General features: G+C 38.2%; 11 protein-coding genes and 1 tRNA gene. 7 read left to right on the plus strand and 5 right to left on the minus strand.

Features of this window, described 5'->3' with window-relative positions:
* Positions 1 to 2: 2 nt before the first annotated feature.
* A complete protein-coding gene (locus PHV30_02960; GenBank protein MDD5455975.1) occupies positions 3 to 374 on the plus strand; it encodes a response regulator in 372 nt (123 codons plus the stop codon).
* Here PHV30_02960 and PHV30_02965 read toward each other — a convergent pair.
* Together PHV30_02965 and PHV30_02970 are read right to left on the minus strand one after the other, a co-directional pair.
* Positions 366 to 2528 carry a hypothetical protein gene (locus PHV30_02965; GenBank protein MDD5455976.1) on the minus strand — a complete coding sequence of 721 codons (2163 nt, stop codon included), beginning with the start codon at positions 2526 to 2528 and terminating at the stop codon, positions 366 to 368. The genes PHV30_02960 and PHV30_02965 overlap by 9 nt on opposite strands.
* Positions 2494 to 6393 carry a hypothetical protein gene (locus tag PHV30_02970; GenBank protein ID MDD5455977.1) on the minus strand — a complete coding sequence of 1300 codons (3900 nt, stop codon included), beginning with the start codon at positions 6391 to 6393 and terminating at the stop codon, positions 2494 to 2496. Before PHV30_02970 ends, PHV30_02965 begins: the two co-directional genes overlap by 35 nt.
* Positions 6394 to 6638: 245 nt before the next feature.
* On the opposite strand from PHV30_02970, the gene accD reads away from it, so the two are divergent.
* The 5 genes from accD (at position 6639) to rho (ending at position 10865) form a co-directional block, all read left to right on the plus strand.
* Positions 6639 to 7547 carry an acetyl-CoA carboxylase, carboxyltransferase subunit beta gene (gene accD, locus PHV30_02975; GenBank protein MDD5455978.1) on the plus strand — a complete coding sequence of 303 codons (909 nt, stop codon included), beginning with the start codon at positions 6639 to 6641 and terminating at the stop codon, positions 7545 to 7547.
* Positions 7537 to 8496 (plus strand): acetyl-CoA carboxylase carboxyltransferase subunit alpha, encoded by a 960-nt coding sequence (locus tag PHV30_02980; GenBank protein MDD5455979.1) that lies wholly within the window; start codon positions 7537 to 7539, stop codon positions 8494 to 8496. The genes accD and PHV30_02980 overlap by 11 nt, the downstream gene beginning before the upstream one ends.
* 82 nt (positions 8497 to 8578) lie before the next feature.
* Complete coding sequence (locus tag PHV30_02985; protein MDD5455980.1) at positions 8579 to 9055, plus strand: thioesterase family protein; 477 nt, start codon at positions 8579 to 8581, stop codon at positions 9053 to 9055.
* A gap of 161 nt (positions 9056 to 9216) precedes the next feature.
* A tRNA-Leu gene (locus PHV30_02990) sits at positions 9217 to 9304 on the plus strand.
* Positions 9305 to 9629: 325 nt separating this feature from the next.
* Complete coding sequence (rho, locus tag PHV30_02995) at positions 9630 to 10865, plus strand: transcription termination factor Rho (protein ID MDD5455981.1); 1236 nt, start codon at positions 9630 to 9632, stop codon at positions 10863 to 10865.
* A gap of 179 nt (positions 10866 to 11044) precedes the next feature.
* On the opposite strand, the gene PHV30_03000 is transcribed toward rho, so the two are convergent.
* The 3 genes from PHV30_03000 to PHV30_03010 are packed head-to-tail and all read right to left on the minus strand — an operon-like array spanning position 11045 to position 13787.
* A complete protein-coding gene (locus PHV30_03000) occupies positions 11045 to 11461 on the minus strand; it encodes an ATP-binding protein (GenBank protein MDD5455982.1) in 417 nt (138 codons plus the stop codon).
* A 12-nt stretch (positions 11462 to 11473) separates the two neighbouring features.
* Positions 11474 to 13195: a PAS domain-containing protein gene (locus PHV30_03005; protein ID MDD5455983.1), complete on the minus strand. Its 1722-nt coding sequence runs from the start codon at positions 13193 to 13195 to the stop codon at positions 11474 to 11476.
* Positions 13188 to 13787, minus strand: a complete 600-nt coding sequence (locus PHV30_03010) for a TIGR03936 family radical SAM-associated protein (GenBank protein MDD5455984.1) — start codon at positions 13785 to 13787, stop codon at positions 13188 to 13190. Before PHV30_03010 ends, PHV30_03005 begins: the two co-directional genes overlap by 8 nt.
* Before the next feature lie 152 nt (positions 13788 to 13939).
* Between PHV30_03010 and groES the strand changes: the two genes are divergently transcribed.
* Positions 13940 to 14221 carry a co-chaperone GroES gene (gene groES, locus PHV30_03015; GenBank protein ID MDD5455985.1) on the plus strand — a complete coding sequence of 94 codons (282 nt, stop codon included), beginning with the start codon at positions 13940 to 13942 and terminating at the stop codon, positions 14219 to 14221.
* The last annotated feature ends 1 nt before the right edge of the window (position 14222 follow it).

Below are 14222 nucleotides of genomic sequence, written 5' to 3' on the forward strand. Positions count from 1 at the left end.
TTATGACTAAAAGAACAGTATTGATAGTTGACGATGATAATACTCTGGTAGACGTTCTATCTTTGACTTTAACTATTCTCAGGGATATTAATGTGGAGAAGGCTTCATCTGGAATAGAAGGTATTCAAAAGGCTGAAGCCATAATTCCGGACCTTATCATAATGGATTACAAAATGCCCGGTATGAACGGATGGGATGCGGCCGCGCAGCTTAAAAACAATCCCAAGACCAGTCATATACCTATTATCGGTTATACTGCCTGGGCGGGGAAAGAGGATATTCAACGTGGTATACGTCTTGGTCTGAACGAAATAATCACCAAACCGGTTGATCTGGATATCTGGGAAGTTAAACTAAACCATTATTTAAAATAAAATTTCTTCTTTATTGAAGTAATGTTCAAAAAGAATTTCCAGTTGCCCGGTCCTCATCATCCATTGTAAAAATTCCTGTCTGGTAACAAAAGTTGTCAAAACATATTGTTTATCACCGGGCAGAATGAATCCATGTTCCACAAAATAATTAACATATTTCAAGTAGGGATTGTCCAAAGTTATATTCTGAAAAAAAGTACTTTCTTTAGAAGATGAATAAATATCAAGACTTAAAGCCTGTGCGATTACTTCCATAGCGGTTTTCCTGGTTATTATCTGATAATCATCACGTTTTTCAATCCATTTATTAGTGAGAGCGAATTGATAAGCATCATTGATCCATTCTCTGTTATCCTCGGAATGTGGCAAAACGATTTCTTTAAATTTTGTCAGCCAGGTGATGATATCTTTCTGCGACACTCTGCCTAACGGATTAAAATGGTCGGAGCGGTCAAGAACTCCTATAGTGGCCAGTTTGTCCAGATTCTCACTATCAATATCCTTATAATGGAAGAGGCGAATTATGTAAAAGTGGTAATTTATTTCTCCGTCCTCGAGAGTATTGGTAAAAACGATCCTGTTTTTGCCATATTGCAAGGGTATAATTTGTTCAAATTGACCTATCTTTCTCATTTTGGCTACGTTATAAAATCCTGTGGTCTTGTTGCTGATTGTGAGTTGCGAAAGCCGGTCGGCTACTCCATTGAAAGAAAGCTCATCTTTATATGTAGTCAGGGAATCCTGCTCGGGCCTGATAAAATCCATAAAAGCATTATTTACATTAAGTATCGATTTGTTCCCGGCCATATCGTAGGCTTCCAGACTGAAATTTTTTTTAATCAGACTGACCGGATATTCAATAGAAAAGCTGTTGTTCAGGAACTGAATATGTTCTTTTTTTTGATTTTCATCGGTTAGCCTGGCCCCATCCTGTCTCAATATTTCGTTGGCTTGCAGATATAATTTGATGGTTTTGTTAAATACATGACCGATAAAGGAAAGTCTGGGCTTTTTGTCGTCCAGCACTATTTGAACAGTTTTGGAAAAGTTGCTGGATTTATTGTCCAGCAGAGAAAAACTTTTGGTTTTTACATTATTAATATCCGAGTTTAAAGGTATTATGATTTCCCATTGGCCGTTTTGATTGGTCTGGGCTTTTTCTACCGGAGCTTCATTCACATAGGCCCAGATCAAAGAGTTTTTTGGCCCCCAGCCGGAAATCGCTACCTTTTTTTGATTGGTGAAGCCGGGATACTGATAAATAAGCGGAGTTTGCATTTTTTCCAGTTCCTGCAGCGATATGGAAAAGTAAGAAATAGGGTTGTAAATATTATCTGCGATCGGTAACTGGTAAGTGTAATCAATATATAGGCCCATGTTCATATCAAAAGGACTGTAAAGTTTGTCATAAAATAACCCTATGCCGAATGTATAGAAACGACTTTCAACTCCTGTGCGTAAATGCAGATATTTGTTAGCATCATAATTTATTCCTAACTTAAAAGAGTTGTTACTGTAATCCGCTTCCAGTTGATAGTCTGTGTTTTTATAATTTACCCCGCAACCCAGATAGTTTTTGTCCTGATTGATGTCATAAGTAAGTCCCAGATAAATATTTTGCAGCCAGTAACTGGACATCAAGAGTCCGAACCTGTGAAATGTATCCATTTGACTATCAAATGAGTATTGCTGCAGACCCAGTGAGTACCCGCAGTCAAAATCTTTAAAGATAAAAAAATCATTTATTTTATTGCCTATACCGAATCGAGCCTGGTTTATAGACGCGGAAAAGTCACCGTTGGCCCTTATCCTGTCATCGATGAATTGGGTAATAGGTATACCGTTCATATATTGCGAAAAGAACGAAAATGACAAAGAAAAATTAGGAAACGGATAGGTAAAATTTATATGGGTATTATTCAATTCGTTTTCAAAAACCAGATTGTACCAATAAAAAGACATACAGTCGCTGTGGCCCAGCAGTGCCGGGTTTAGCACAGAAGCGAAGATATTGTCCTTGTAGGCAATTCCGGAATTGCCCATGCTGCCTAGCTGCGGATGATAGAAGGAATTGATAATATCCCATTCCTGAGCAAATATCAAAGAGCCCAGAAGCAGGCTAGAGAACAATAAATTTTGTAATACTTTTAACATAATTTTTCTTTCCGGATTCGTGGATCACAATTTTTAATAAATATAAACCTTTATGCAGCAATTCACCGTTATTTAATATTCCGTTAAAGGAAACCAGTTTGTAACCGAAATCGCTGTAGTCCTGTGCATAATCCCATACTGTACTTCCCAGGCTGTTAAACAGGTAGAGGTCTACGTGACATGGCTTGCTTAGAAGAAAGCCTATTTTCATCGGATCGGCCTGTATATTCAGCGGATTAACTTTGGTCGGATAAACTAAAAAATTACTCACAAAAAAATCATTATTGCTGAAGAATGTTATATCTGCTGTAGGGTACTGGTTTTTAGCGGTATCGTAAGGAACAATTTTTATTGTCCCCTGATTGGCATTCAGCGGACCTATTTTCAGTACGCCTTGATCAGGATCGCTAGCAACTGCAGGAACCGAGAAGGGTGTTAACATAACATCATTGAAATATGTTTGCGTCAGGCTTAAATCTACTTCGCGGCCGTTACGAATGAAATAAACAAGCAGGTAATCACCATTTTCAATAATTTCACCGTTGCGAAAATTAGAAGTAATTCCGAAGGATTGTCTTTCCACTTTTTCTATATATTCAGGAAATTCCAGGAAGAAAATATCCTGAGTAGGGATACTTATTTTTGTCGAACTGTTACCGGAGGTTGTACTTTCCCAGTTAAATGCTTTTACACGTCTGAGGTCTATATTTTTTCCCAGATAACGGTAACGCAGAAAACCATCGACAAAAAGACTTTCCGGTACAAAAGACTGATTGGGTGAGGCGATATAAAAAATATCCAGTGAAGCTTTGGAAGCAAGAGTGACCGGAAAAGACTGAGTTGTTACAAACTCATAAAGGTAGGATACATTCAGACTGCTGAGGTTTTGTTCATAAAATTGCGGGTACATGTCCTTTATGGATATGGCAGAACCAAAATCATTATGGACCCTGAAAGAAAGATAAATTTGTTTAGTTATCACATCATGCAGTACGGATGGAGTTACACTTATTAATTCCAGACTTACCTTGTTTTCCGTAAGGGAAATTAAGCCGTCAGGTTTGGGAAGCGGGAACATTGCGGCGATATTAATTGAACTTGTTGCAGCACTTTTATTGATATTTATTCGCAGGTAATCACTCATGTATTGCGCCTGCGGGATCTTCATCCCTATATCGAAGAGTATCAGAAAATTATAATCACCATGTGTATTGGATAGTTGTTTTAGGGTAATATCAGCCGTTGTTTTACTGCTGAAACTTACAATCGTACTCTGAAGTATGTCGGAAAGTGAATATTGGTCATTATTATCTTCATCCTGTACAACTGTAATTTTTTTGATTCCCAGATCATCACCGGTAAACAATACCAGGTTATTACTGATCTGGATGTTTAATGTCGAAACGTTTTCAATCGCTTTTACGTAAAATTTCAGGACCGGCGACAGCACTTCTCCCAGAATGCTTACCGTGCTTACTAAAAAATTGCTGCTGCTGATAAAAATATCAGCTTTTCCGGTCGTAAAGTCTACGGTCGGGGAACTTTCGAGAACACTTTTTAATGTATGATTATTACCGAATAATGATTCGCTGTAGTTTAAATCCGTTAGATGTCCCAGGGCTTTTTTATTTGTTTCCGTACTTTGGGCAAGCACATAGTTAATAAAAAAAAGTTTTTCCTGAGAAATATCATTAAAAGTAGTAAGAACCTGATTAAGGGTAAGCACTATTTCTTCATTCGGCGAGATATAAACATAATTGCCTCTCTGGATATTTAAAAGTTGAGGATCAACAAAATCCCAGATATTGTTGGTATTGGTATCCCTATAAACGGTTACGCCCTCAATACGACTGTTATCGGAAAAATCATTCAGGAATTTCAGATCGGCGTTGTTACGTAATTTTATGCTGTTAACTGTGGTTGTGCAGAAATATGATTTTAACCTGAAGGCCAGTAAAGGTACTTCCATACCCCCGATAAATATCGAGTTCTGTATATTGCTGTTTATATCAATGCGCACACCGCCCAATAACAGGTTGCAAGTCGGCATAGTTTCAAAGGCGTTTATGGCGAAGTTTGAAAAAATACCTCTCACCGAAACTCCGGTTATTGCAAAATTTATACTGATACCTGCCTGCATACTGCCTGTGGGGAGATAAGCCAGACTATAGTTGTAGGTTGTACCCAGAGCCATATCCGCAGTAGGTAACGTTAACGTGTTATCTCCTATCAGTATATCGGCAGTAATTTTTTTGTTACTGTCATCATTTGAATAAAGTATCAACTTGCTTCCGTCCAGGGACTGATTGCTTTGCACATTGCAGACCACAGTGAATAGCTTTGAAGGTTCTATAAAAGGCTGCGCATGGATACCGAAAATTGGTAATGATGAATTGTCATTAAAGCTTAGTATGTTCGGGGTAGAGTTGTAAAATGCCTTTAGCGCTGTTACTGTAAACGTTTTTGCCAGATAGTCACCTGTGATGGAAGTTGTTACAGGCGAGAAAATACCGCCGAAGTTACTGCGTCCTTCTATAGCGTCCAGAGTCAGATGAATTACTTCATAGCCATAGTCTATAGTTGGAGCCAGGTTCATTACCAGATAATAATTTTTTGGGTTTGTGATAAACAAAGACTGTGGTATATCCAGAGTAATACGATTATTACTGACAACACCAGGAGACAGTATAAATTGGTTTTGATCATTTAGATTTGTGGGGCCGCCGGTGTCTTCGTATAATTTGAAGTCAATCTGGTTCAGGCTTACAGTTCCGGATATCTGAAATCCCAGACGATCGCATAGCAGCTGATCGGCAATATTACTGCCATCCTGATAAATTTGCAGATGATATATAATATTTTTTTGCGAACCCTGAGGTAAAAAATAGTTAATGGTCAATGTCAGCGATTTTAAGGCCAGAATTGTATCTGTAGGCACTGCAGACTGACTGACAACCATTATATTTAAGGATGGCAAAGGGTCAAAAGTATATATGCTGGTATTGGAATTCGCGCCGAGGACATTTATTGAAGCAATCGTAATATCCAGGCTTGTACCATCCGCTATGCTGGGATCGGATTGATAAGCGAGAGTGAAATTGTAGGATGTAGGCCCGGTCATTGTTGCATCTGTTATCATTTGAATTGTGTTAAGCCCCTGGGCCAGGCTTATCGAGCTTGTTGGACCATTTAGAGAAAACAGGACGATTGAACCCAGATTGGAACCATGGTTGGCAGCAACATTAATGATAACGGATAACTGGTCTGAAAAGTCTATGGTCGGTGATACATCAAAATTGAAAAAAGTGACAAACTGATTGTTTGTGCATTGGAAATTGGAGCTTATTGTATTATCGGAATACAAGGTTGAAATCGAAAAATTTTTTAACATACTGGTGCCAGGCATAAAACAGGGTACCGGGGAACCACCGCCGTCTGTAGCTTCTATTGCATTTAGTGATAAAAGCAACTGACTATTCCCCACATTAGCGGAAGAAGCAATGTCAATCGCGATCATATAATTTTTGGTAGTAGATATCTGGTTGGTGGACAAGAGATTTAATGTCGTATGATTGTTGGTAATAGTATATGAAATGGGTAATTGACTGCCATTAGGAACATTACTGCCGTCTACCGGATATATGGAAAATTTTATATGATCAGGATTTATATTGCCTGATACGGTAAAGTCAACTGCCCGCCAGTAATCGAAATTACCGGATGGTGAAAGATTAAAATAATAAGCAGGGTTACGCACCGAGCCTCTGGGAATTATCAAAGAGATTGTGCCTGCGTTGTTATTCAGCACAATGTCACTAAATGATAAAGCACAACATAAAAGCAGAAAAGTTAAAATCTTTTTCAACGAAAATTACTCCCCAATTCAAGCACACTTAAAAGCATATTCAGGCTGTCCGAAAATATGTGTTTTGTCATTGCGAGGAACAAGGTCTTCATTTTCGGACAGACATAACAAAATATAAATCTTCAACTTATGAAATTATTCGTTTCATTAATTTATATTATATATGTATATACGGTCTTTCTGAATATTTTCTGCATATTATTTTTGTTTTTCATTATAAAAACGTTATGTTATGATATAAGCCTATGTCGATTTTAGACTGGTTTGCCAAAAAGAACGATAATGTTGTCGTAGAGCGCGAAAAGCTTGATATCCCCGGTAATTTATGGGTTAAATGTATCTCTTGCGGTGGCGTGTTATATAGTAAAGAACTGGAAGAAAACCTTAAAGTCTGCAATCACTGCGGGCACCATTTTCGTCTCACCAGCAAAGAACGTTTGTTTATTACGGTGGATGCCGATTCTTTTGAAGAAATTAATCCCGGCATGGAGCCGGTAAACAGTCTTGGTTTTACAGATACAATTTCCTATGATGATCGCATTAAACAGGCCAAAAAGAAGTCCGGTATGAAAGAAGCTGTTATAACCGGCACAGCTAAAATCGAAGGTTATGCTGTTGCCGTTGGCATTATGGATTTCAGTTATATGGGCGGCAGCATGGGTTCGGTTGTCGGTGAAAAAATAACCCGTCTTATAGAAACAGCAATTGAAAAAAACCTTCCGGTTATTATTTTTTCAGCATCCGGAGGCGCCAGAATGCAGGAAGGTATTTTATCCCTGATGCAGATGGCCAAGACCTCAGGAGCTCTTTATCGTCTGAAAGAAAAGGGTTTATTGTATATTTCCGTTATGACCGACCCGACGACCGGTGGTACGACAGCATCTTTTGCCATGCTTGGCGATTTGCATATAACCGAGCCCAATGCCTTGATAGGTTTTGCCGGTCCCAGAGTTATAGAACAAACCATCAGACAAAAATTACCCAAAGGGTTCCAGCGCAGTGAATACTTGCTGGAGCATGGTATGATTGATTACATTTCCCCTAGAAAAGAGCTAAAGAAGTTATTAAAATCTTTATTGGAATTTACGCAGTACAACAAATTAATTGTTGCGGATAAAAATGAGAGCAACGAAAAAGCGCAGGATGATGAATAGAAACTATCTGGATTTTGAAAAACCTATTTTTGAACTGTATAACAAAATTGAGGAGCTGAAAAAATTGTCCGGCAGCAAAAAAAATATGGATGAAGATATAAAAAAGATAAAAGATAAGGCTGAACAGCTCAGGGACAAGATTTTTACCCATCTTGAGCCCTATCAGATTGTACAGATTGCACGTCATCCGGACAGGCCTCTCACCTCAGATTATCTGGAAAATGTTTTTACCGATTTTATAGAATTGCATGGTGACAGGCTTTATGGAGATGACAAAGCCCTGATTGGCGGATTTGCCAAACTGGATAACAGGCCGGTTATGGTTATCGGTCATCAAAAAGGTAAAGACACCAAACAAAATATTTATAGAAATTTTGGCATGCCACATCCTGAAGGCTACAGAAAAGCCTTACGTTTGATGAAGCTTGCTGAAAAGTTTTCTTTGCCGGTTGTCGCTTTGGTCGACGTGCAGGGAGCATATCCTGGGCTGGGTAGTGAAGAAAGAGGCGTAGCCGAAGCTATCGCCAAAAATTTGCAGGAAATGATGGGGCTTAAGGTTCCGATAATAGTAATCATAACAGGTGAGGGTGGCAGTGGCGGAGCTCTTGGTGTGGCTATCGGCAACAAAGTAGCCATGCTAACATATTCGGTTTATTCGGTTATCAGCCCGGAAGGGTGTGCGGCAATACTCTGGAGAGACTCATCTATGGCTTCTGTAGCTGCTGAAAACCTTGGCATTACTGCTCCCAAACTTTTGGAAATAGGTGTAATAGACGAAATTATTGAAGAACCGCAAACAGGGGCGCATAGTGATCCGCAAAAAGTGTATAAAAAAGTCAAAGTTTTTTTGAAAAAAGAACTAAAACGATACAGCCAGTATCCGCTTGATAAATTACTGGAAGAACGTTATCAAAAATTCAGAGTGCTGGGGAAATTTACTGAAGCTTAAATGCTCGTATTTTTTATAATGATACTCGACGCAAAATGGAATTGCAGCAAGGAGCCGTGGAGCGAGCTGCGGAGGTGTGCTTATGCACATTGAGAAAGCGAGCGACAAAGGCAACCCAGGCTATGCCGGAGGCTTCGCCGAGGCGAGCGCAGCCGCAAACCATTTTACTAAGAGTATAACTACTCGTGTACGTTATCAGGAAACAGACAAAGGCAATCGTGTTTATCACGCTCAGTATCTTGTCTGGCTGGACATGGCCAGGACAGAATATTTACGCTCCCATGGTATTGATTATGCCAGGTTTGAGGAAGAAGGATATTTCCTGGTTGTGAAAAAAGTTGAGGTTGATTATCACTTTCCGGCACAATTTGATGATCTTATTGATATTGTTATTAATAGAATAGAACGGCAAAAAATCAGGGTTGACTTTTATTATGATATCGTACATAATTCCTCAAAGAAGCTGCTGGCTTCTGCGTATACTCAGTTAGTATGTATAAATAAAAAGGGTAAGCCGATTAAAATTCCAGAAAAAATGATTTCGATTTTGAGTGATTGATTTTATATTCTAGTAGAATAGTTTGCGGAGTTTATGAATGTGTTCGACGCAAAATGGAATTGCGGCGAGACGCCAAGGAGCGAGTCCCGGAGGTGTGCGAATTGCACATTGAGGAGGCGAGCGACGAAGGGCAACAAAGCCGCAGACCATTTTGCTAAGAGGCCGAAGTGGCGGAATTGGTAGACGCGTTGGTCTCAAAAACCAATGGGCTTTTAGTCCATGCCGGTTCGATTCCGGCCTTCGGTACCAGTCTTCGCTTCGCGACGAGCGAAGTGAGGAGCGTTAGCGAAGACTGTCGCGACGTAGCATTAGCCTGGGCGGACAAGTAGTTTTTAGTTGTCGCCAAGATAGGACTCGGCAAACCAGTTAAATAAGTGTTACTGAACCGAGAGATTTTAAAATTCTTTAGGAGGAATTTATGGTAGAAAAAAAGTATTCAGGTAAAAGGGAGGATGATATGTCCGTCAAAGAAACAGCAACTGTACAGGTACCGGTTAATACGTCCGTTCCTACTGAAATGAAAGGACAAGCTGCTGCTCCGCGTACCAGTGATAAAGATAAAATTGACCAGACGTTGAATATTGTTCATTTGCAACACCTGGAGCTTGATCAGCTTTATGCCAAAGCCGAAGAATTGGGTTTGGAGAATTATCGCTTGTTTGCCAGAAATGACCTGATTTTCAAGATTCTGGAAGCGAACACTGCTAAAAACGGATTTATTTTTGCTGCTGGAATACTGGAAATTTTATCGGAAGGTTATGGTTTTTTAAGAATAAATAATTATTTACCCGGTGAAGATGATATCTATGTTTCGCAAACCCAGATTAAACGTTTTATGTTGAACACCGGCGATTATGTCAGCGGACAGGTAAGACCTCCCAAAGAAGGCGAACGTTATTATAGCCTTGTCAGGGTTGAGGCAATAAATAATAAGGATCCTGAACTGGCCAGAAAAAGAACTTTATTTACCAATTTAATTCCTGTATATCCTTCCAAACTTTTAAGAATGGAAAATAAAGCCAGCAATATCACAGGTCGCATAATAGATATGGTTACACCTATAGGCAAAGGACAAAGAGGTCTTATAGTGTCGCCGCCTAAAGCCGGTAAGACAACTATATTAAAAGATATTGCCAACAGCATTACCATGAATAATCCGGAAGTAATCATTAAGGTTCTTTTAGTGGACGAACGTCCTGAAGAAGTTACGGATATGGCCAGAAGTATTCAGGGTGAAGTTATCAGTTCCACTTTTGACGAACCGCCCGAGAGGCACGTCAGGGTCGCGGAACTTGTTCTGGAAAGCGCCAGACGTCTTGTGGAATGTGGAGAAGATGTTGTCGTTCTTTTAGATAGTATTACCCGTTTGGCCAGAGCCTATAACCTGGTAGTGCCGCCCAGCGGACGTACTTTGTCTGGTGGTTTGGACCCAAGCTCGCTGCATAAACCTAAACGTTTTTTCGGGGGCGCCAGGCAGATTGAACACGGCGGCAGCCTGACAATCCTGGCAACAGCCCTGGTAGACACCGGTTCCAGAATGGATGATGTTATTTATGAAGAATTCAAAGGTACAGGTAATATGGAATTGCATCTGGACAGGAAACTGGCCAACAGACGTATTTATCCGGCCATAGATGTGGTAGCTTCTGGTACAAGAAAAGAAGAATTGCTGCTTTCCGAAGAAAATCTGAAAAAAATCTATATGTTGCGTAAAAATATCGATTCCGATAACGCGGTGGAAGAATTGATCAAACTTCTCAAACAGACAAAAAGTAATGAGGAGTTTTTGAACTCAGGGATTTTCAACTAGCTTTTTTAAATATTTTTCTTTTCTTTGAAATACTGACAATCCATGGTTGAAATCTTTTTTACTTCAATTGCTGGATATTGTTTGCATTTAAAGTTTAGTGCCTTGCAACCGTAAGGGAATTCTTTGTCCCAGGTTATATAGTAGAATTGACAATCAAGACATAGATTACGGGCCATTATTTACTTGATTTTTTTACTCATATACAAAACCGTATAATGGCCGGATGAAAAAATATAGGATACATCGTCCATTATGGTTTTTATCAGATAGATTCCACGTCCGCCACGACCCCAATCCTTTTTTAACGTAATTCGTTCATAATATTCAGGATTGAATTCTTTACCTCCATAATCTTTGATAATAATAATAAAGTCTTTATTCTTCACCATGAAATCAATATCTATATGCATTTTTTTATTATTCGAGGAACCATGCGCGATGGCGTTACTGATCCCCTCATTGAGGGCAAGCTCGACATTGACCAGGTCTTCGTCATTAAAGGAAATATTTTTACAGAAATCTTTGAGTATTTTTCTGATATCCTTTATTAGCTTTAAATCGCAGGCAATTTGTATATGTAAATGTTGATCTTTCATTATTTTCTCCGTTTATTCCACAGGCAGGTTCATATTATAAAAGGTCCCTTTATTATTTGATTCAATAGAAAATGTCCCGCCATGCGATTTGGCGATGTGGTTAACAAAGGCAAATTCCAGATTAAGGTCTTCCAGTTTCTGGTCGCTTTGCATGAATTTTTCCAATTGAACGCTTTTTTTGGTTAGTTCCAATAGTTCCATGCTATCAAATAAATAGTTGTAATGTATAATCTGAACAAGCAGATTTTTTTCCTCTGTAAGAAGAGATGTTTTTATATCCACAGTTTTGAATAACAGATTGCCTCCGGCGATTTTGACAATAAAACTGAGTATGGTATTAATGGATTGTTCCATTCTGTCCGGGTCCAGCATATTCTTTTCGATTTGTTTATCAAGTACCATATTCATTTTGAACTGGTTCTTGTTGAAAACTGCCCCCATAGAATCTATAACTTTTTCCACTATATAGTTTATGTTACAGGGCTTTTTGGCAAGCCGCATGGGGCCTGATTCTATTTCAGTATAGAATATCAGTTTGTTCATCAGGTTAAAGACAAGATTTATATTGTTGGACAATTGTTCTTCAATCTCAGGTTCATTGGAAAATTTAAACAATTCTTTGGTTTTTTTGATACTTAGCAACGGTGTGTACATTTTTGTGGCCGTAAGGAACAATATCTCGGATTTTTCTCTCTCCTTTTGTTTGGTTTCAGTAATATTTCTGAAGGATATAATATATTTATCGATATCTCCTTTATGATTGAATATCTCGGAAATTTTGCCAAGGAGCACAACACGTTCTGGCTTGAATAAGACCATATTTATGTTGGGATTGGATGGAGATTTTAGCAGTTCATTGATAAGTATATCTTTTTTTATAGGATTTAAAGAAAATAAATCTCTGGCCGCAGGATTTTCCATAATGATTTTTTGATTGGTGTCGGTAATTATTATTCCGTCGGAAATGTTATTAATAATGGAACTCAATCTTTCTGAAGCCACTTTTTCTTCTTCGATAATCGATATAATTTTCAGTTGATTGGCAACAGCCATGGAAATGGTTTTGCCGACTTCCTGGTCGTACTCATCAAAGTCGTTCCGGTTACTTTTATTAATGATTTGAATGATGGCAGTTACTTTGTTATCAACGGTAATAGGGATTTGCAGCAGATTATATGTAATGGAGATATCATCAGTAAAAATCAATTCACGTTCTTCCGGCAGAAAATAGTTTTTAGTTAAACCTTTATCCCAGCGCTCCAGATTTATATCAGCTCCTAAAGGTCTGGAGAAGAAACGCGGGAATTTTTTGCTTATTGACTGATAAATTGTTGCAATATGTCCATTGTCCTGTTTGGTGATGATCTGGACAATTTCTACTCTAAATATCCTGAATGAATATTCCAGGGCAAGCTTCATTATCTCCTCAAATGAATAAATAGTAGGAATAGTAAGAAAGAATTTTATATATTGGTACATAAGAATATTTTTATCTTGCAGTTTATTAACGGTTAACTCTGTTTCCGCCGAAAGGATAGACAGTACTTCATTGGTTTTTTCGCCCACGCGTGAAAATATGTTTTTGCCTTTTCCGGAAAAACGGGCCAGTGTGTTGCCGGTGATTATTTCGTTAAGGAATTTGACCAGGTTTCTGGAAGCAAGGATAAGAGAAAGCTGATAGAGAACAAAAACAAAAACTATGCCTGCAAAAATTAATATAGAGAGATTATGCATTGGGTTGTTTTACCGTATATAAAAGTCTTACCCTCTTCATTTTTATTATATCAACTTTAAGTAGCTGTGAGAATAATTCTTTCATATTTATTTGTTTGTCTGCGGTATTTTTCACTTTCAGATATAACTGAGTTTGGTTCAGGCAGCCATATTTTATTATTTCCGGGATTTTTTCCAGCATGGGAATGGCTTTATTCAAAGATTTATTATTATTAAATTGAACCATATACTCAATGGCGTATTTATGTTTGTTATACCACTTTGCCGGATATTTGGTAGAAACTATTTTTTTGATAATAATACCTCTGGGGCAAATAGTTTGTAGTTTTTCCGATATTATGTGGGCGGGAACATTTTTTTCAAGTGTGATATGGATTAGCTCATGCACTCCTTCCACACCTAACCCGAGTGGTTGAATAAAATTTATTTTCATATTCCTTTGAGTTTTCAGATTATAAGCCAGAGGCAAATCAGCAATACGTAGCAGTCTTTCCCAAAGGTTTATGTAATCGAGATGTCCCAGATAAAGCATGGAATCTGTTTTTTGATGAACAATTATGTAGTAAAACTCTTCTGAACCCTGTACGTTCATATTCTATATATTCTAGTTAAGATTCGGGAATTGTCCAATAACTATCAAAAAGTAATGATAAAAAATACTTGCGCTTTTTTTTTGCTTATATTATATTATGTATGCTTAGCAGTCGGGCACGTAGAGTGCTAATAAAAAAAGGAGGTAAGATTATGTTGAAACCACTAGGTGACAAAGTTATAGTAAAACCTAGCAAAGGAGAAGAAAAAACGAAAAGTGGAATAGTGCTCCCTGATTCTGCTAAAGATAAGCCGAACGAGGGAGAAATAGTAGCAGCAGGTCCCGGTAAAAAGACCGATGACGGTAAGGTAATCCCTTTGGATGTTAAAAAGGGTGATGTTGTTGTATATACAAGTTATTCCGGAACAAAAATTAAAATTAATGATGAAGAGTATTTAATTATTTCGGAAAGCGATATTTTAGCGAAAAAATAAA

Source organism: Candidatus Margulisiibacteriota bacterium, assembly GCA_028715625.1.
Lineage (GTDB): Bacteria > Margulisbacteria > Riflemargulisbacteria > GWF2-35-9 > GWF2-35-9 > JAQURL01.

Excerpts from the sequence above, each read along its gene's own strand:
- accD (MDD5455978.1), top strand. The coding sequence starts at position 6,639 with ATGTCGATTTTAGACTGGTTTGCCAAAAAGAACGATAATGTTGTCGTA.
- PHV30_02965 (MDD5455976.1), bottom strand. The coding sequence starts at position 2,528 with ATGTTAAAAGTATTACAAAATTTATTGTTCTCTAGCCTGCTTCTGGGC.
- PHV30_03010 (MDD5455984.1), bottom strand. The coding sequence starts at position 13,787 with ATGAACGTACAGGGTTCAGAAGAGTTTTACTACATAATTGTTCATCAA.
- PHV30_02960 (MDD5455975.1), top strand. The coding sequence starts at position 3 with ATGACTAAAAGAACAGTATTGATAGTTGACGATGATAATACTCTGGTA.
- PHV30_03005 (MDD5455983.1), bottom strand. The coding sequence starts at position 13,195 with ATGCATAATCTCTCTATATTAATTTTTGCAGGCATAGTTTTTGTTTTT.
- PHV30_02985 (MDD5455980.1), top strand. The coding sequence starts at position 8,579 with ATGCACATTGAGAAAGCGAGCGACAAAGGCAACCCAGGCTATGCCGGA.
- groES (MDD5455985.1), top strand. The coding sequence starts at position 13,940 with ATGTTGAAACCACTAGGTGACAAAGTTATAGTAAAACCTAGCAAAGGA.
- PHV30_02980 (MDD5455979.1), top strand. The coding sequence starts at position 7,537 with ATGATGAATAGAAACTATCTGGATTTTGAAAAACCTATTTTTGAACTG.
- PHV30_03000 (MDD5455982.1), bottom strand. The coding sequence starts at position 11,461 with ATGAAAGATCAACATTTACATATACAAATTGCCTGCGATTTAAAGCTA.